The 17794-nt window shown below is 55.3% G+C and carries 17 protein-coding genes; 13 read left to right on the top strand and 4 right to left on the bottom strand.

The window, feature by feature from the left end:
• Positions 1-175: 175 nt before the first annotated feature.
• Together AB7M26_RS26455 and AB7M26_RS26450 are read right to left on the bottom strand one after the other, a co-directional pair.
• Positions 176-1312 (bottom strand): catalase family protein, encoded by a 1137-nt coding sequence (locus AB7M26_RS26455; RefSeq protein ID WP_429441058.1) that lies wholly within the window; start codon positions 1310-1312, stop codon positions 176-178.
• 3 nt (positions 1313-1315) lie between these two features.
• Entirely contained in the window at positions 1316-3148 is a 1833-nt protein-coding gene (locus AB7M26_RS26450) for a di-heme-cytochrome C peroxidase (protein WP_429386889.1), read from the bottom strand.
• A 269-nt stretch (positions 3149-3417) separates the two neighbouring features.
• On the opposite strand from AB7M26_RS26450, the gene AB7M26_RS26445 reads away from it, so the two are divergent.
• From AB7M26_RS26445 to AB7M26_RS26390, 12 genes are all read left to right on the top strand, one after another.
• Positions 3418-4131, top strand: coding sequence for an FKBP-type peptidyl-prolyl cis-trans isomerase (locus AB7M26_RS26445; RefSeq protein WP_192345785.1), 714 nt, complete (start codon positions 3418-3420; stop codon positions 4129-4131).
• A 294-nt stretch (positions 4132-4425) separates the two neighbouring features.
• A complete protein-coding gene (locus tag AB7M26_RS26440) occupies positions 4426-4881 on the top strand; it encodes a YkvA family protein (RefSeq protein WP_007898895.1) in 456 nt (151 codons plus the stop codon).
• Between the two features lie 111 nt (positions 4882-4992).
• Complete coding sequence (locus AB7M26_RS26435; protein ID WP_030131674.1) at positions 4993-5334, top strand: helix-turn-helix domain-containing protein; 342 nt, start codon at positions 4993-4995, stop codon at positions 5332-5334.
• The gene (locus AB7M26_RS26430; protein WP_007898892.1) at positions 5331-5702 is read left to right on the top strand and encodes a hypothetical protein; all 372 of its coding nucleotides are present in this window, start codon (positions 5331-5333) and stop codon (positions 5700-5702) included. Before AB7M26_RS26435 ends, AB7M26_RS26430 begins: the two co-directional genes overlap by 4 nt.
• On the top strand, positions 5703-6110 hold the full coding sequence (locus tag AB7M26_RS26425) for an SEL1-like repeat protein (RefSeq protein ID WP_429386884.1): 408 nt from the start codon (positions 5703-5705) through the stop codon (positions 6108-6110).
• 292 nt (positions 6111-6402) lie between these two features.
• Complete coding sequence (locus AB7M26_RS26420) at positions 6403-7911, top strand: PIN domain-containing protein (protein ID WP_429386881.1); 1509 nt, start codon at positions 6403-6405, stop codon at positions 7909-7911.
• Positions 7871-8338: an ASCH domain-containing protein gene (locus tag AB7M26_RS26415; RefSeq protein WP_429386878.1), complete on the top strand. Its 468-nt coding sequence runs from the start codon at positions 7871-7873 to the stop codon at positions 8336-8338. The genes AB7M26_RS26420 and AB7M26_RS26415 overlap by 41 nt, the downstream gene beginning before the upstream one ends.
• Complete coding sequence (locus tag AB7M26_RS26410) at positions 8335-8856, top strand: ATP-binding protein (RefSeq protein ID WP_429386875.1); 522 nt, start codon at positions 8335-8337, stop codon at positions 8854-8856. The genes AB7M26_RS26415 and AB7M26_RS26410 overlap by 4 nt, the downstream gene beginning before the upstream one ends.
• 144 nt (positions 8857-9000) lie before the next feature.
• A complete protein-coding gene (locus tag AB7M26_RS26405; protein WP_429386872.1) occupies positions 9001-9714 on the top strand; it encodes a hypothetical protein in 714 nt (237 codons plus the stop codon).
• A gap of 378 nt (positions 9715-10092) precedes the next feature.
• A complete protein-coding gene (locus tag AB7M26_RS26400; protein WP_429386869.1) occupies positions 10093-10518 on the top strand; it encodes a DUF3010 family protein in 426 nt (141 codons plus the stop codon).
• The gene (locus AB7M26_RS26395) at positions 10515-11612 is read left to right on the top strand and encodes a serine/threonine protein kinase (protein WP_429386866.1); all 1098 of its coding nucleotides are present in this window, start codon (positions 10515-10517) and stop codon (positions 11610-11612) included. Before AB7M26_RS26400 ends, AB7M26_RS26395 begins: the two co-directional genes overlap by 4 nt.
• 503 nt (positions 11613-12115) lie before the next feature.
• Positions 12116-12439 (top strand): hypothetical protein, encoded by a 324-nt coding sequence (locus AB7M26_RS26390; protein ID WP_007936167.1) that lies wholly within the window; start codon positions 12116-12118, stop codon positions 12437-12439.
• Positions 12440-12675: 236 nt separating this feature from the next.
• On the opposite strand, the gene AB7M26_RS26385 is transcribed toward AB7M26_RS26390, so the two are convergent.
• Together AB7M26_RS26385 and AB7M26_RS26380 are read right to left on the bottom strand one after the other, a co-directional pair.
• Complete coding sequence (locus tag AB7M26_RS26385; RefSeq protein ID WP_429386863.1) at positions 12676-14466, bottom strand: bifunctional diguanylate cyclase/phosphodiesterase; 1791 nt, start codon at positions 14464-14466, stop codon at positions 12676-12678.
• Positions 14467-14600: 134 nt separating this feature from the next.
• Positions 14601-16682: a carboxy terminal-processing peptidase gene (locus AB7M26_RS26380; RefSeq protein WP_185022099.1), complete on the bottom strand. Its 2082-nt coding sequence runs from the start codon at positions 16680-16682 to the stop codon at positions 14601-14603.
• Positions 16683-16820: 138 nt separating this feature from the next.
• Between AB7M26_RS26380 and AB7M26_RS26375 the strand changes: the two genes are divergently transcribed.
• The gene (locus AB7M26_RS26375) at positions 16821-17783 is read left to right on the top strand and encodes a zinc-binding dehydrogenase (RefSeq protein WP_123496222.1); all 963 of its coding nucleotides are present in this window, start codon (positions 16821-16823) and stop codon (positions 17781-17783) included.
• Positions 17784-17794: the final 11 nt, after the last annotated feature.

Raw genomic sequence — 17794 nt, 5'->3', positions numbered from 1 at the left:
AGGACTTGAACACCGCAGCCCCTGTGGGAGCGAGCCTGCTCGCGATAGCGGCGGGTCAGCCAACATTGATGCTAAATGTACCGCCGTCATCGCGAGCAGGCTCGCTCCCACAAGTTGTGCACCTGAACTGACAGGCATTGACCTGCTCGGGTCGCTTTTTTCGTTTCTGTCTTGCCTATTGTTCGGCGTTACGGCTGTGCCGGTAGTCGCTGACGGCCTCATACACCGCTTTGCGCAACCGGTTGATCCCGCCAATCGGCCTATGGGCTTCAAGCCCGAACCATGGGTTGAACGACAGGTTGTCGCATTGCAGGTTCAGCGCCGGGGTGTCGAAATCCTGGGCAGGCAGTTTGATCCGGGCCACGGTTTCAAAGGGCGCGTCGCTTTCGCTCCACTCGATACTGGTATCTTCAATCGGCATGTACTTGCCCGCATCCTGACGCTGGATCTGTAAAACGAAACAGGCCGGCACCCGATCGGTCGCCAGCTGCTGATTCAGCGCACTGCGCAGGAAGTTCGGCAGGTTTTGATTTTGCGCGGCCAGCGCGTAGGCCGGGCAGCTATCAGGGTCAGGCATCACGCGGAATTTGGCGTTGGCCTCACCGAACTTGTACGGCGAAACCGAAAAGTAAGTGGTCTGCGTCGGGCTTGCCGGGGCAGGGGAGAGCGTCGCCAGCGCAATAAACAGATGGCGAACTTGCCACGTGCGCGGGTCCCAGCCCGGGAAGAACGCCATCGCCTTTTTGCCATCAGCCTGAGCAGCCACATTCTGACGATACTCAGCGACATCGCTGACAAAGAAGTTCGGATGGTTGAACATCACGAAGTCCTGTTCGCTGTGCCCTTGTCGATCACTCAGCAACTGTTTGCCAGGCACATCGAGCAGTTTGATCGCCATGCCCCGAGCATCGCGGATGCTGTCGAACTGCGGATACGCATTGCCGTTGGACAGCCGTATCGTCGCTTGCCAGGTTCTGCCCGGTTCGCTGAACACGCCCTGACGTAACTCCGCCGTCAAATCCGGCAGCACCTGTACCTCGGCCTTCACGCAGCCATGGGCCTTGGCATGGGCATCGCGCAGGTAGCGGGTGCTTTCGCGGTGTTGATCGACGATTCGCACGGCCGTCTGGATGATGTCCTGGGTCATTGCCGCTTCGCCGTCCGGAATCAGTTCTTCGGCCGATACCGGGCCGCGATGCTGCCAGGCGGACCAGGCCATGATCAGCGCCCAGCCGAGCAGGCCCAGACCCAACAACCACAGCAGGGTTTTGCCGAGGAAGGCGCCCAGGCGCAACCAGAGAGTAATCAGCATGGATCAATCCTTTTGACTGAGGCGGCGGTCTGGCAATTGCGACTCCATCGGGCCACCCAATACTTTCAGGTATTCCAGCAGCGCCCAGCGTTCCTCCGGTTGCAGCAGGCGACCAATGACGCCGTTACCGCGTTCACCTGCGCGGAACTCGTGGCCGCTGTTGTGATTGCCGGTAATGCGCGTGTCGAAGACAAAACCGTTGGTGAAGGCTTCGGTGCGATAGCCCAAGTGTTTAGGGTCGTATTCGAAGGTGCCCTTGTAGAACGTGGTGGCGCGTTCATCTTGCGGCGAGAGCAGTTGATAAATGCTCGGTACCGAACCGTTATGCAAAAACGGCGGCGTGGCCCAGACGCCCGCCAAAGGTCGGGCCTTGTAGCTGCGCAACTCCTGAACGCCGATCGGCAGGCCGAATCCGTCCAGGTTCGGGCGCTCTGCGGGTGTCACTTTGGCTTCGCGGTAGGCCTGGTTGCCCACGAAAGCAGTGACGTAAGCCAGTCCCTTGGCCACGGACAATTGGCTCATATCCAAGGGTTCTGTGGGTTTGGGATGCAGTTTTATGTCCAGTTGCGCAAGCTCTGCCGGATCCCACTGTAAAGCCGTCAGATCGAAGCGATGATCGGCAATGTTGTTGGCGGCGCCGGGATCTGTGCCAATGACCTCCACAGGCAGCAATTTCAGATGTTGCACTGGTCTGACGTCGCTTTGGGTGACGCGGGGGACATGACACCCCGCGCAGTTTTCAGCGAACAGTTCGCGGCCTTTTGCGGCCAGGGGCTTGTCGATGTTGCCCAACAGGGCTTCCGGCCAGGCGGGCGGTTTGAGTCGCTGCAAGGTTTCTTCGATCCGATGCAGATCGCGCACCCGGACGCTGGACGGGTAGCGGTCGTCGCCCTTGAGCGGCTGCCCGCTGCTGTCGAAGAAATTCAGCGTGGCGCCCACACCCAAGGCCTCACCGATATTACGGGCCATGGGTTGCTGCGCCGAACCGTTCCACTGCACCCAGTCGAAGGTCCACATGTCCCACAGTTGCGGGTAGTCCACCGGAGCGTTGGCCACCCGATAGTTGGCGGGTGAAATCGCGTCGCCGAAGCTGGCGTTGGCAATGCGCCCGAAAGCATCGGTGCGGCCGGGACCTTCTTCGGTGGGGTAAAGGCCTCGATGGGTGTCGTTCCAGGCCACTTTCAAGAAGGTATCGAGTGAGACTTTAAAATCCTGGCGTAGTTGTTGATGCCGTGCGTCGTAGTCCTGACCCAGAACGTTGCGGGCGAAACGTTCGAACTTCCAGGGGTTGTAGTAAGTCGAGGCGAGACTGGCCACCAGTGCCTGGCCGAAACTGCCGCCACGCAGGGTCGGGACGCTGGAGGGCAACACATGCTGGGCCGAGCCGCCGTCGATGCGCACAGCCTGGCCATTGAAGCGTAATTCACCGGTGTGGCAGGCGGCGCACGTGATGTCCAGAAACTCGTCCTGGCTGCCGGGGTTTTGATGACGGGCAAAACCGACGGGCAGGTTACCAGGGTTGTTCGGCGTGGCTTTCTGGCTCGGGTCGATCAGAAAACCAAAGCGTGCAAGGTATTCAGGAGCGGCGAATCGTTTTTGCGAGAAGGGCAGTTCCAGGGCATTGAACCAGTCATAGCGCAAGCCTTTGACCTGGGTACCCTGAGGCGTGAAGTAGTAAGCCTGGCGGTCGGCGGCGCTCCATTGCTCCAGGTAATTTACCTGTTGCGCCGGTGACCAGGCCGGCAATTTCGGGTTGGCGACGTAATACAGCACTACGGCGAGGCCCAGCCCTAGCAATACTGCGATCAGAATCAGCAAGCGGAATATGAAGCGCACGATAAACGTCCTTGTCAGTTTGTAGCTCTCTTATGCCTCAGCTTACGAAGTGCGGCAAGAGGCCATTACGCCAGAGGCTGTGGGAACCGGCACCCGAGTCTGTGGGAGGCAGATGACAGAAGCTTCATCCAACTATTGCCGAAATGCGTTTAAACACCTGAACTTATCAGACGTTTCCTGCTCTCATGCCGGTAGCCATTGGTCGTGGCGGCCTGATAAGCTCGCGGCTTTACTCGATTGCCCTTTAGGCGCATGAACAAGGAAATAGCATGAAACAGCATCGGTTGGCGGCGGCGGTGGCCCTGGTTGGCCTGGTACTTGCGGGTTGTGATTCGCAAACCAGCGTAGAGCTGAAAACCCCGGCGCAAAAAGCTTCCTACGGTATCGGCCTGAACATGGGCAAAAGCCTGGCTCAGGAAGGCATGGATGACCTGGATTCCAAAGCGGTAGCCCAGGGCATCGAAGATGCCGTCGGCAAGAAAGAACAGAAGCTGAAAGATGAAGAGTTGGTTGAAGCCTTCGCTGCATTGCAAAAGCGTGCTGAAGAGCGTTTGACCAAGATGAGCGAAGAGTCGGCAGCCGCCGGCAAGAAATTCCTCGAAGAGAACGGCAAGAAAGCGGGTGTCACCACCACGGCTTCCGGCCTGCAATACGAAGTGGTCAAGAAAGCCGATGGCGCTCAGCCTAAGCCGACCGACGTAGTGACTGTTCACTACACCGGTAAACTGACCAATGGCACCGTTTTCGACAGTTCCGTCGAGCGCGGCAGCCCGATCGATCTGCCGGTCAGCGGTGTGATTCCGGGTTGGGTCGAAGGCCTGCAACTGATGCACGTTGGCGAGAAGTACAAACTGTACATCCCTAGCGAACTGGCTTACGGTGCCCAAAGCCCAAGCCCTGCGATTCCAGCCAACTCGGTGCTGGTATTCGACCTGGAGCTGCTGGCCATCAAGGATCCAGCAAAACAAGACGCCCCCAAGTAATTCGCGTCTGCTTTAAAAACAACGCCTCGCTTATGCGGGGCGTTGTTGCATCTGGCGTTCAGTGGAGGTAAACAAAGCGAACGGATGCGGTACGCTGAAGTCATAGCCAGTGAGGGCGCTCGAGCTAGACGGGCCAGAACGCCAAGTCAATGAAATCTTGGGTTTTTTTATGTGAGTAAAAAACGCCCGATCTGAGTCAGGCCCTTATGAAACGGGGCTTTCAGCGGTGAAATGCAGCTCTGTTCACAAGGTTATCCACAATTTGTGTGGATAACATTTCAGTGGGAGTAATAAATGAAAACGCCCTGGAATTTTGCTCGTTTCCTGCCTCTGGCTGGACGCCTGCTCGCCCGTGGTCGTTTGCCGACCCTGCTGTTCGCGGTTGCCAGCAAAGGTGCCAGCCAGGGTAATCGTCTGGGCAAACTCAAAGATGATCTGCGTTTGTTGCAGGCACTCTGCCTGGCCTACTGGCGTGGTGAGTACCGGGCCATCAGCCCAAAAGCACTGGTCTCGGTGGTGGCTGGCCTGATGTATTTCCTGAGCCCGGTAGATGCCATCCCGGATTTCATCCCGGTATTCGGCATGCTCGACGACATTGCCGTGCTGGCCTGGTTGATGAAAGTCCTCGATGACGAACTCAACGCCTTCCGTGCCTGGCGCAAGCGTCAGTTGCCGGAAAAGCTCGCAGTGGTCGAGCGCCTGCCTGATACCCCGGAACAACTGCAACTTCAGGGCCCGAAAAAAAACTGAACCGATTCAGGATCATCCATATTCATACCCCCGCGACCTTGGCCGCTGTTAGGATTACACTTCTAGGGAAAAGCGCCGACTCGCTAAGTGTCGTTGTCCTACGGGGTAGTCATGGATATTCAGATAATTACACGCGAAGGCGAACCCGAATATGCGGTTCTGCCATGGGCTCAGTATCAGGCTCTACTGAAAGCAGCAGGCATCAAGCAACAACCACCGCGTGACGCCACAGTGCCTCCCGCGGCGGCACCAGACCAGATTCTTCCGGGTCTGGATCAACTACGCAATTTGCGCGAAGGGAAGGGCATCGCCATTGAGGCGCTGGCCCGCACGGTAGGCATCAGCCCGTCATATCTCGCCTTGATCGAAAGTGGTGAGCGTCAACCCGACGCTGCTATTCGCCGCAGCCTCGCCTGGGAATTGACGGTGCCAGGATGGAGGGATGAATCGTGAGCGTACGCATCAGTCGTCAACATTGGGACGGATTGTTGGGGGAGCTGGATCAGGCGCGTCGTCAGCGCCATCTTTTGACTTATCGGGCGTTGCTGGAGCGTTTGCAGCTACCCACGCCGGCCATGCAAACCTTGACCGCAGCCCTTGAGCACCTGGCCGCGCTGGATGCCAGAGCCGAGCAGCCGTTGCGCAGCTCGTTGGTGATCAGCCAGGGCGCCAGTCGCTTGCCGCGCACCGGCTTCTTCGAATGTGTCGAGCGCCTCGGGCGCTTTTCCGGCCCGTCCGATGGCGTGGCTGCCGCGTCCTGGCATGCCTCGGAAGTGGTGCGGGTGTTCGAATACGAGTACCCCGAGTCGGCGGAAGCCTGAGTGTTTTTACGACTCAAGGCGCGGGCCAGTTACTGGCTGGCCCGCCGGTTGTTCCACTGGTCGTGGTTTGTGCGTCAGCCGCGAGGCTGGAATTGGCTCGAGGGCCAGTTCGCGCGTATGGCGAACCTGGGTGATGTCGGCGCCCAGAGCTTCTACGGCCACATTCTGACCTTTCGCGGCGTCGGTCTTGGGGCACGCGAGGAGGGTGTGCGATTACTGCGCCTGGCCGCGTTGGCGGGGGATGGCAAGGCGGCCTATCAGGTGGGTGTGATCAGCCTGGCCGGAACGCCGAGCAAGGCGCCGGATCCGGCTGAAGCGGCTCGCTGGTGGGAAATGGCGGCGAAGGCCGGGCATCCGCTGGCTGAGATCAAGTTGAAAGAGTTGGCGAGCGGCGATGCTGAGCAGTAGTTCGATGTCCTTCGATAAGTAAATGTTGTGGAGGGGCCTAACGATGGTCAATTATAAATTCCATGGCGAGCTGCTTTCGGCCAATAGCGGGCCGGAAGCATACGGCAATATATCTAGAAAATACCCAAGTGATTATCGCAGGGTCTTTTTATGACAGGAAACTTATTCAAATTCTGCATTGTGGATTGCTAAAGAGAGGCTACGCTCTGACAAGCTAATAGCGATCCGATGGCAGGTCCATGGGATAGATACGGTAGAAGGCCACGGTGTCGTAAGTCGGGCATTCAATGTTATGGATAAACGTCGCTGGTTGGAGGGATCCTTGGCACTCCGTCTCCGCTTTCTATTGGATACTAATATCCTGATACCGCTGCAGGACTCAATGGTGGTATTGCAGCCGAGCCTAACAAACTTCGTCAGGCTCTGTAACGTCCATGGTCATCAGTTGCTTTACCATCCCGCTTCGGTTGAAGACATCCAACGCGATACCAATCAAGACCGACGCAGGCGTACCTTGCAAAGGCTCCGCCAGTACTCGGAGCTGCAAGCTGGCCCGCAGTGTCCATGGAACAATGCTCTTACTTCAGAAAACGATGCGTGTGACAACGAGATTCTTTACGCACTGGAGTGCAACGCTACACACGCGCTGGTTACAGAAGACCAAGGTTTGCACCGCAAGGCGCGCGAGCGCGGGCTGAGCACCCGCATGTATTTCATCCAGACAGCGAATGATTGGCTATGCCGACTCCATGAGCTCGGAGAGGTACATCTTCCCAACGTTGAAGATGTGGAGCTGCATACATTAACTCACCAGCTTGCAGAACCGTTTTTTAACAGTATTCGAGCGGGCTATGCAGGCTTTGATGACTGGTTTCGTCTCAAGGCCATGGAAGGCCGGCGCGCTTGGGTATACCGCGACGGACCGGTGCCAACAATTTCGGCCATTTGTATTTACGCAGTTCAGACGAACGAGCCTATTACGGATGACGGGAAAGTACTCCCAGGCCAATCACTTAAACTCTGCACGTTCAAAGTGGGCGAAACCGTACGTGGACGCAAGCTAGGCGAGCTTTTCCTGCGTGCGGCGTTCCAGCACGCAACGAATCACCATTGCGAATCAATTTTCCTTCACGCCAATAACCAGCGGCATACGCAGCTGATCACCTTGATCGACGACTATGGGTTCAAATACGCAGGCGAGTATCGAGGCGACGCTGTCTACTTCAAGGCTCATCCGATAGAGCCTCCTGCATTACTCATGGGGCCATTCGAATACGTCCGTCGTTATTATCCACATTACCTAAGCGGTGATGACGTTCAAAAATTTCTAGTGCCAATCGTGCCCGCGTTTCATGAAATTTTGTTCCCTGATTATCAAGATCCAGGACAAGGACTTCCTGATGATCATCCTCGTCGCCATGTAGGCAATGCCATCAAACTCGCTTATCTATGTCACGCCCCAAGTAGACAACCACGTTCCGGCGACATCGTCCTTTTCTACAGAAGTCGCGATATGCGTGCGATAACGTCGCTCGGCGTGGTTGAACGTTATGAGTGGTCCGAATCAGCTGAAGAAATCGCGGAAATTGTAAGCCGTAGAACCGTCTACTCCGATGAGCAAATAGAGGAAATGGCGCAATCCGAAACAAAGGTGATGCTCTTCCGGCTAATCTGCCACTTCGATCCCCCACTCGGGTACGCAACGCTGAAGCGTCTTCGAGTGATTAAGGGGCCAATTCAATCCATTACGAAAATTTCTAATGAGTCTTTTTCCCGAATCATCCGAGCAACCGAGCGGTAGGGCAGTTCTGCTGTCGATCAAACCTAGGTATGCAGATCTGATCTGTGCAGGAACGAAGCGCGTTGAATTGCGTCGCAGCTGGCCGGCAACCGACATCGGCGTCATGGTGCTGTATTCGTCGGCGCCGGTTCAGAGACTTGTGGGCGTCGCCTTTGTGAATCGGGTTGAAGAGTGCGATTTTGAGACCCTGTGGACCTTGGCCGACGCCAACGGCGGCGGCGTGACCTATGAAGAGCTGAAGTCGTATGTGAAAGGCAAGAAAACCGCGTTTGGGGTGATGATCAACCGCGTAAAGGTCGCCGAGGTGCAAATAGATCCTAAAATTCTTTTCCCCAACTTCACTCCCCCTCAATCATTTCTTTACATTGACCCTAACGACTTCCCACGCGTTCTACGTGCAATGTTTCCATCGGAGAAGCCTACATGAACATTTTTATCGCCGGTGTGCATGGCGTCGGGAAGACTTATTTAGCTTCCCGAATTTCCGCACGCCTGGGGCTCACACATACGTCAGCGAGCAAACTGATTAAGGAGGAGCGCGCTCTCCCTAATTGGGAAGCCGACAAGCGAGTCAGCGATGTGGATGCAAACCAGGTCGCGCTCGCAGAAGCAGTCGCGAGGCATAACTCAGGTGGCACGCATCTTCTGCTGGATGGGCACTTCATATTATTGAATAGTCAAGGTGAGTTTTCGCCGTTGGGAGCAGATGTATTTAAAACGCTGAATCTAAAAGGTGTGGTGCTGCTGGAGGCCTCACCTGAGATAATTGCCGGCCGTATTCGCGAGCGCGATGGCAGAGATGCGGATATCGAAAATATTGCCGCGTTTCTATCAGCAGAACGTACTCAGGCACATAAAGTTTGTAGTCAACTGGGGATTTCACTTCAGGTGCTAAAGGAACCCAGCCCAGAGGCCTTTGCCAAAGCAATCAAAGCGATAATTTAAATATCACATTACCGACGAAGCGGCCCACAGCGAAGCGCCAACAGGCCATGTCCTTGCAGGTGATCAAGGCACTGTCCTAGCCAGAAACTATTTAATTTTTTCTGATTGTCCAGATACATCTGAGGGTCGAGGGTCGAAAATCTTATGGAAATCAAGGCATTTTGTATTGCTCATGATATCGATATTAGTCGCGCGGAAGTATCATTAGAGGGTGGGGGATTTCATCTGATTGAGCTCAATACCTCTCCCTTTGAATTTTTGCTTCTTGCAGAAGACGACTATGAGCGTGGTGGGCTTTCTGCGCTAGTGAACGCGGCGACGAACTCAAAGCGTGCAATAGTTAGCCAGATGGATCAATTGTTGATCTCATTCGGATTCGATTCATTCAGATGGAATGTTCCACGCAAGGTTGAAAAGTTGCGTGCGATGGGACTTTTTGCTCCAAGCCTGCTTCGGAAAACCGTCAGCATGCGTAATTTACTTGAGCATGAATATCAGGCACCGAGTCTCCCTGAAGTAGAAGAGGCAATGGATGTAGCAAGTCTGTTCGTTATGTCAGCTACTGCGTTGTTCATCCCTTTTGATGATGAAATGCGTTTTTCAATTTATGAGCAACCGAACTTGCCCAAGCCGGCAAGATACATAACTGTTGGCCTAAATCGGGAGAGGGAAAAGGTTTTCTACACAGTTTATGCATATGAGACTGCTTCACCGAAAGACGTATGCTTGGGTGAGTGCACAATCCCAGCGGGACACTCGCTCTTTGATTCGATGGTCAAGCTATCCGCCTCATTGATGCTGCGATTCAAGGTTGCCCAAGCCCTCAAGAGCTTTGAGGAGACGTATACTGCTTTATGATTAGCCACTTCTTTTATTGCCCTTTTGAACGTCCGCTCTTGGCCGAGGGTGTGTAAAAAAACGTTTTTGAGCGCGACAGGTACTCAAATCTGGACTGAAAATCGCGCTTCTACGCGAAATCCACATCTGCTGACGTGCCGATAAATTTCAGATTTAACGTAGACGCGCACACTTCAATTTTGGCGAAGCGTTTTTACACACTCTGGGCCGATAGCGACCTGTCCGGCCAGCGGTTGTTGGTTCTAAAACTGCCGGAGGGTGCGGCGAAAACCGGACAAAAGTTGCGTAGACCTCTCGGTGGCCATGTGCTAGCTTTTTGGCTGTGTAGCTTTTATAAATGTAATCGGCAGCAGTCCTAAGCTTTAAAAAAGGAATTTCATGAATAAGATCTGTGGTGTAGAACTGAAGGGTTCCGAGGCTATTATTGTCCTGTTGGAAAAAACAGACTCTGGATATGTGCATCTTGATATCGAGCCTCGCAAAATTATGCTAGGGGATGACGAGTCCAACGATCACATTAAGTCCTTTTTTGAAACATTCGAAAACTTTGCTAGGCAGCACGACGTTGACCTAGCAGTGATTAAGAAGCGTGCCCAGAAGGGACAAATGGCAGGTGGTGCAATCTCATTCAAAATGGAGGCGCTTATTCAGCTTAATGGGGTCTCTAAGGTGGCATTTGAGACAGGCCAGGGAATAGCTGCTGCCGAAAGGAAAAAACCGTTTGAGCTGCCTACGAACCTTAAAAAATATCAAGAGGATGCATTCAAATCTGCCGCGCTATTTATCCGTAAGCTAGTGGCATGAGTGAGATCCTTATTGATAACGTTAGTGTCCCTCCGAAGATAAAGGCGCAACTCAAGATTTTAAGCAAGGATATTAGGTTCACCCGAGAGATAACCAAAGGTGGAAACGGTTATCTTTTTTTCGGTGAAAATAGGATCTTGAAAAACGAGGTTGCTGTAAAATTCTATTATTGGGGCGGCAACGCGAAATACCACGCAGAGCCTAGTACTCTAGCGGCGATCGAAGCCCCCAATATCCTTCAAGTCAAGAATGCAGGGTTGCTAGATGGGGAGTGGGCCTATTTTGTGACCCCCCGATGCTCAACTGGCGATCTTGACGATGCGCTTGAAAAGACGGAGCACGGCAACTTGCTTGCTGTTGAGCGCACCAAGCAGATTTTGAGTGGCGTTGTTCATTTACACCAGCGCCGCTATCTACACAGAGATTTGAAACCGTCCAACATTTACGTTGGTGAGGACGGAAGAGCAATAATCGGCGATTTTGGCTCTATCAAATATATACCGGAAGGATGCGAGTCGATCCCCGCCTCCAGTCATGCTGTTCTTTACAGACCACCTGAATCGATTGATTCGGACTCCTATGGATTTCAAGGTGATATATATCAGTGCGGGATGATACTTTATCAGCTTTTGGGCGGCTACTTACCTTATGAGGAGATGGCGTGGCTGAACACCGCTGAAAAACGCGAGCACGATCGTCTATCATCCAGACCTGACAAAGCCATTTTTATTGATGCATGTATTCGACGGAAGATTCAAAGGGGGAAGATTTTAGATGTTTCTTCACTTCCTTCCTGGGTGCCTGAAAATCTCAGAAGAGTTATAAGAAAGGCAACCCATATCGATCCAGCCAGAAGATATCCGTCAGCCTCTGCCTTTTATACTCAACTCAATAATATTAAATTTGGTATTCCTGACTGGTCGGTAATCGGAGGGCAACCAGTACTTAGGGGTAGCACTTCGTACAGGATTTGCAATGTTGAAGGGAATCTTTATGTCCAAAAGTCCAAAAACGGAGGGGACTGGCGGCGAGACAACTTAATCACTGGAAACAGCATTGACGAAATCGTCAAAAATATTGAAGCGAAGAGTTGAGGTCATCGCCTGCCTTCTTCAAGCGATCCATGGGCAACGGTGGGGTGACGTCCGCTTCTGGCCGATTTCTGCCTGTCGCCACCGGCAGCCATGGGTCGAAAGCGGTTAACCCACGGTGGAGAAATCAAGCCAAGCTTCAGCGAAGCCTTCCGCCACGTTTGCTTTTTTGAGCGAAATTTCTGGGCAAGGTCTTCGGAAGTTTCCTTCAAGTTGTGGCGGTTTTCGTGAACTGGTGCGCAGTGAGTTCGATCGGTAGGCTTTGGTGGTCACTGAATATCAGTGAGGGGGTGTAGGAACCCTTTAAGCATCGGTAATGCGTTAGCAATCGAAGTCAGATTTGCGGCCGTCAATGTGCGTCCGTAATATCTGTCGCGGCGGCTATGCGCGGGCACGCTTCGGCGTGGTCGAGTTTCCGATGCTCGGTATTCCTACCCCGCGTATAGCTGCCACCCAAGCCTGTAGGAAGGCTTTTGGCAGCTCCCATTTTCATCGGAAGGTCTCAAATGCCAACACTTCATCCTGATCCACCCTACGAAAAACCAATCCCCCACCCCAAAAACCGCTTCATGGCTCTCACCAGCAACTGCACCGACATGCCCACCCTGTTTGTCGACACCCACGCACCGCTGGACATTCTGACTGAAGCCGCCAGCTATCGAATCCGTGCTGTCACCCAAGTGCTTGAGAACCTGTCCATGCGTGGTTCAGTCGAGTGCGATTCGATGATTCTCAGTGATTTTGCCTTGCTCTGCGCCATTCCGCTGCGCGATGGCTGCGATGTGCTGGATGTAATTGGGCGGCGGTTGCGGGCGCGGTCTTCGGAGTAGCGCCGAACGGTTTTGTGGTGAGGGGGCTTGCCCGCGAAGATTGCACCGCGGTTCTTCAGGTAGTACGCGTTATCGTTCTTCGCGGGCAAGCCACGCTCCCACAGGTTCTGCGTCTTAACTTGCCGGCCCTTGCCACAAGAGCAAGATCAAAAGATCGCAGCCTTCGGCAGCTCCTACATTGAATGGCGTACATCCTGTAGGAGCTGCCGAAGGCTGCGATCTTTTTTGAGCGGCAATCACCGATGCCCGGCAACCAACGCTTCCTCGACTGCTGGCACCGCCAGGCTATCAATCACATGCACGCTATACCCCGGCACATTCTTCGCGTGATGCTTGGCCTGTGATGCCATTTCCGCCAATTGGCTCGCATCGAGCTGTGCACAGGCCTGTGGATGCAAATGCACCACGCCGATGGACAGGGACAGCAGCGCAAATTCCTGTCTTACGCCTTGGCGGTTAGGCGCGATGAAGCAACCGGCTTCCAGGTGTTCGCTGCGGTAAAAGCGTCGGCATTGGCTGTGGAAGTCGTCCAGCAATTGGTTCAGGCGTTTGCGCCAGTCTTCCGGGCCGAGGACCAGCAGGAAGTCGTCGCCGCCGATATGGCCGACGAAATCGCGGGATGGGTCGATGCGGTCGTTCAGGCATTGCGCCAGACACAGTAGGACTTCATCCCCGCGACCATAGCCGTAGATGTCGTTGAAGGGTTTGAAGCTGTCGATGTCGACGTAACAGATCACCGATTCCCGTTCCTGTTGCAGCAGCCGTGTCAGGCATTGCTGGATCGGTACGTTGCCCGGCAGCAGGGTCAGCGGGTTGGCGTAGCGGGCTTGCTGGATTTTCAGTTCGGTAATCAGCTTGAGCACGTCGATCACTCGGCCCAGACCCAAATAGCTGCCGTTGAGGGTGATGATGAAGTCTTCTTCAATGCGTTGGCGGGCGCGGCTGGTGATCAAGCGGCTGACCTGTTGCAGCGACTGGCTCAACTCCACAGCGAGGAAGTCGTCGCTCATCAAGCGACTGATCGGCTTGCGGGCAAACAGGTCAGTGGCAAAGGGCTTGAGCAAGGCGTCCGAGAGCGAATGGCGGTGGACGATGCCACAGGGCTGGCCCTGTTTGTCGAGCACTGCCAGGGAGTTCAGGTTGGCCTGGCGGCGGAAGGCTTCCAGCACGGTGGCGGTCGGGGTGTCACTGGTCACCGCCGGTTGGTCGTTGAGCAGGGCGCTAAGGTCGCTGACTTCTTCGTTCAGTATTGCGGCGACGCTGTTTGGTTTGGGTATGAAAGTTCGGGCATCGCGGGGCGGATGCTCCTGGGGCCGGCAGAGCAGATAACCTTGCAGCAGATCGACGCCCATTTCGGTCAACACCGCCAGTTCTTCCGGCAATTCGATGCCTTCGGCGATCACTTTTGCTCGTGAAGCCTTGGCGATCTGCAGGATCGAACCGACGAACTCACGCTTGAGCGCGTCCTGGTGAATGCCGTCGATAAAATGCCGATCGATCTTGACGTAATCCGGGCGCAATTCAGACCAGAGGCGCAAGCTCGAATAACCGGCACCCAGATCATCCAGTGCAATGGAAAAGCCCATTGCCCGATAGTGATGCAGGGCGTTTTGCAGCAGCTGGAAATCGTCGGTCGGGGTCTGTTCGGTGAGTTCGATCACCACCTGGCTCGGTGGGATGCCGAAATCCTGCAACAGTTGCAAAGTGCGTCCGGGTTGGTGGGCGGCTTCGAGCAGGGATTCCGGGGATACGTTGAGGAAGAGTTTGCCGGGCAGTTGCTGTTCATTGAAGCGTCGGCAAGCACTTTGACGGCAAGCGATCTCCAGTTCGCTGAGGCGACCGGCCTGGCGAGCTACCGCGAACAGGGCAACAGGGGAGTGCAGCGGACTGTTGGAGGGGCCGCGGCTGAGAGCTTCGTAACCGATGATTCGTCGTTCAGAGAGAGAAATGATCGGCTGGAACAGGCTGTGCAAACCGCTTTGAGTCAGTATCGAGCTCAAGGCACTCAGCTGTTCGGTCGTGGTCATGGCATTCTCTGGCGATAAAAAAAGGACCGGGTGCAAGGTGCACCCAGTCCTTTATTTCACGACAGAATGATGTCTGTTTGATGACGATCCGGGGAGCGTCAGCATTAAATTGCCATCATCTTGGTTATAGCAACTTAGTGCTTGGCAACCGCGGTGTTGAGTTTCAAGTAATCCAGCAGAATCCGCCCGGTCTCGCTCAGATAAGCGTCGTCTTCTGGCTTGGTCTTGTCCGGCTCACCCGCGAGGGCATCTTCGTCTTCTTTCTTCAGCTCTTTGAGCGGTTCTTCGCCCTTGGCCTTGCGACGGAGGTTTTCCATGGCCAGTTGCTTGGCTTCGATATCGGCATGTTGTGCACGACGTTCGGCTTCATTGAGGCTGACGGTTTTTTCGCTCATCAACTTCTGCGCCAGGGCCAGTTTGTCGCGGATAAACACAAACTCCGCGTCCTTGGCCGTGCGCACCTCATGCTCGGACTTGAGCTGCGTGATGTACGGTTTGAACGGGTCAAGCGCAGGCTTGATGGCCGCACGGATGGTGTCCCACGGCATGGCTTCCGGCAGGGCGCTTTCGCCGATTTCCTTGGTGTCGATGATCGACGGGTAATCGATGTCCGGCAGCACGCCCTGATGCTGGGTGCTCTGGCCGGAAACCCGGTAGAACTTGGCCAGGGTCAGTTTCAGTTCGCCATGGTTCAGCGGCTGAATGGTCTGCACGGTGCCTTTGCCGAAGGTCTGGCCGCCGATGACCAGCGCGCGGTGATAGTCCTGCATGGCGCCGGCGAAAATCTCCGAAGCCGAGGCGGACAAACGGTTGACCAGCAACACCATCGGGCCTTTGTAGAACGCGCCCGGGTTTTCATCTTCCAGCACATCGACCCGGCCATCGGCGTTACGCACCAGTACGGTCGGACCTTTGTCGATGAACAGACTGGTCAGCTCGGTGGCTTCCTGCAAGGAACCGCCGCCGTTGTTGCGCAGGTCGATGACCACGCCGTCGACCTTGTCTTTCTGCAGCTCGGTCAGCAGCTTCTTGACGTCGCGGGTGGTGCTCTTGTAATCCGGATCGCCAGCACGGAAGGCCTTGAAGTCCAGGTAGAAGGCCGGGATCTCGATGACGCCGAGTTTGTAGTCCTTGCCATCCTGCTTGAGGTTGAGAACTGACTTCTTGACCGCCTGATCTTCAAGCTTCACCGCTTCGCGGGTAATCGGCACGATCTTGGTGGTCTGGTCATTCGGCGCGTTGCTGGCCGGAATCACTTCCAGGCGCACCACGGTGCCTTTGGGGCCCCGAATCAGCTTGACCACTTCGTCCAGGCGCCAGCCGACTACGTCGACCATTTCCTTGTTGCCCTGGGCCACGCCGATGATCTTGTCGGCCGGTGCAACCTGCTTGGTCTTGTCGGCCGGGCCGGCAGGCACCAGGCGTACGACTTTCACTTGATCGTTATCGCTCTGCAACACGGCGCCGATGCCCTCCAGGGACAGGCTCATGTTGATGTCGAAGTTTTCCGCGTTATCCGGCGACAGATAGTTGGTGTGCGGGTCGTAGGACATGGCGAAGGTGTTGATGTACGCCTGGAAGATGTCTTCCGCACGGGTCTGGTCCAGACGCGACAGCTGATTCTTGTAACGCTTGGTCAGGGTTTCCTGAATCTGCTTCGACTCTTTGCCGGAGATCTTCATCCGCAGCACTTCGTCCTTGACGCGTTTGCGCCACAGGTCGTCCAGCTCGGCGGTGGTCTTGAGCCAAGGGGCATCCTTGCGATCGACCAGCAAGGTTTCCTTGGCGGTGAAGTCGATCTTGTCGACGCCCTTGTTCAGCTCGGCAAGGGCAAAGTCCAGACGCGCCTTGACGCGGTCCAGGTAGCGCTTGTAGATGGTGAACCCGGCGTTCAGGTCGCCGCTTTTGAGGAAGTCGTCAAACTGGGTTTTCCATTTGTCGAATTCGGCAATATCGCTGGCCATGAAATAGCTACGCGATGGATCCAGCAGCTTGATATAGCTGTCGTAGATGATCACGGAGCGTGCATCGTCGAGCGGTGGTTTGCTGTAATGGTGACGCTTGAGCAATTCGACGACGTTCAGACTGGCGATTACTTCGTCACGATCGGGCTGAAGCTTGTCCCAGCTGTTGGCTGCGAACGAATTGCTCGACATCGGCAAAAGACCGAGACCAATGACAAGAGCGAGGGCGGTGCTGGGGAGCAGATGCTTCATGCTGATTCGACGCGGGGACAATTGATAACGCATATTAGGCCGTCTTTGAAGTCGCCGGATCCACAAGGACCGGTCGCATAATGCAAAAAGCCCGGCGCTACAGCTTCGGGCTCAGTCCAGACTCACTATGGAGGCACTGTGAAAGCATTGCAAGGCGTTGAGGGGCGAGTGGAGTGGGTTGAAGAGCCGAGTCCTACGTGCGATGTAGGACAAGTTCGCATCCGGGTGTCGGCAGCAGGACTTAATCGCGCCGATTTGTTACAGAAGGCGGGACTATATCCGCCCCCGCCGGGGGCCAGTCAAGTACTGGGTCTTGAGTGTTCGGGGGTGATCAGCGAGGTCGGTCCGGGCTCTTCCTGGCAGGTCGGTGATCGGGTTTGCGCCTTGCTGGCCGGGGGTGGGATGGCCGAAGAGGTAGTTGTCGACGGACGGCATGTGTTGCCGGTTCCCGAAGGTTTGTCCCTGGCCGAGGCGGCCGCGTTGCCGGAAGTGTATGCAACCGTTTGGCTGAATTTGTTTCAACTGGCTGCGCTCAAACCGGGTGAGAAAGTTCTCCTGCACGCCGGGGCCAGTGGAATCGGTTCAGCTGCCATTCAGCTGTGCAAGGCGTTTGGTAACCCGTGCTGGGTCAGCGTCGGTTCCGCCGAGCGTCTGGCCTACTGTGAAGCGTTGGGCGCACAGGGTGGAGTGGTGCGCAACGGCGATCTGGACAGCTTGAATGATCTTGCGCCGTTCGACGTGATCCTCGACCCGGTGGGTGGCAACTACGCGGCGTTGAACCTCAAGCTGCTGGCTCGCGATGGTCGTTGGGTGCTGATCGGTTTGATGGGCGGTCGCGAGGCGCAGCTGGATCTGGCGCAGGTACTGGCCAAGCGGGTGCAACTGCTGGGTTCAACCTTGCGCAACCGCGATGAGCAGTTCAAGGCCGATTTGTTCAGCGATCTCGGCCAGCATGTCTGGCCGCTGTTTGCCGAAGGGCGTTTGAGCCCGCAACTGGCCAGGACATTTGCGATCAAGGATGCCGAAGCGGCATTTGCGGAACTGGCGACTAATAAGGTGTCGGGGAAGCTGGTGCTGGTGATTGACGAAAGCCTGGTTTGACACTCACCTGT

Source organism: Pseudomonas sp. F-14 TE3482, assembly GCF_053629455.1.
This window is presented reverse-complemented; position numbering and strand designations above follow the sequence as displayed.

Coding starts and splice junctions, on each gene's coding strand:
- AB7M26_RS26455 (WP_429441058.1), bottom strand. CDS start 1,312: ATGCTGATTACTCTCTGGTTGCGCCTGGGCGCCTTCCTCGGCAAAACC.
- AB7M26_RS26445 (WP_192345785.1), top strand. CDS start 3,418: ATGAAACAGCATCGGTTGGCGGCGGCGGTGGCCCTGGTTGGCCTGGTA.
- AB7M26_RS26440 (WP_007898895.1), top strand. CDS start 4,426: ATGAAAACGCCCTGGAATTTTGCTCGTTTCCTGCCTCTGGCTGGACGC.
- AB7M26_RS26435 (WP_030131674.1), top strand. CDS start 4,993: ATGGATATTCAGATAATTACACGCGAAGGCGAACCCGAATATGCGGTT.
- AB7M26_RS26420 (WP_429386881.1), top strand. CDS start 6,403: ATGGATAAACGTCGCTGGTTGGAGGGATCCTTGGCACTCCGTCTCCGC.
- AB7M26_RS26415 (WP_429386878.1), top strand. CDS start 7,871: ATGAGTCTTTTTCCCGAATCATCCGAGCAACCGAGCGGTAGGGCAGTT.
- AB7M26_RS26410 (WP_429386875.1), top strand. CDS start 8,335: ATGAACATTTTTATCGCCGGTGTGCATGGCGTCGGGAAGACTTATTTA.
- AB7M26_RS26405 (WP_429386872.1), top strand. CDS start 9,001: ATGGAAATCAAGGCATTTTGTATTGCTCATGATATCGATATTAGTCGC.
- AB7M26_RS26400 (WP_429386869.1), top strand. CDS start 10,093: ATGAATAAGATCTGTGGTGTAGAACTGAAGGGTTCCGAGGCTATTATT.
- AB7M26_RS26395 (WP_429386866.1), top strand. CDS start 10,515: ATGAGTGAGATCCTTATTGATAACGTTAGTGTCCCTCCGAAGATAAAG.
- AB7M26_RS26390 (WP_007936167.1), top strand. CDS start 12,116: ATGCCAACACTTCATCCTGATCCACCCTACGAAAAACCAATCCCCCAC.
- AB7M26_RS26385 (WP_429386863.1), bottom strand. CDS start 14,466: ATGACCACGACCGAACAGCTGAGTGCCTTGAGCTCGATACTGACTCAA.
- AB7M26_RS26380 (WP_185022099.1), bottom strand. CDS start 16,682: ATGAAGCATCTGCTCCCCAGCACCGCCCTCGCTCTTGTCATTGGTCTC.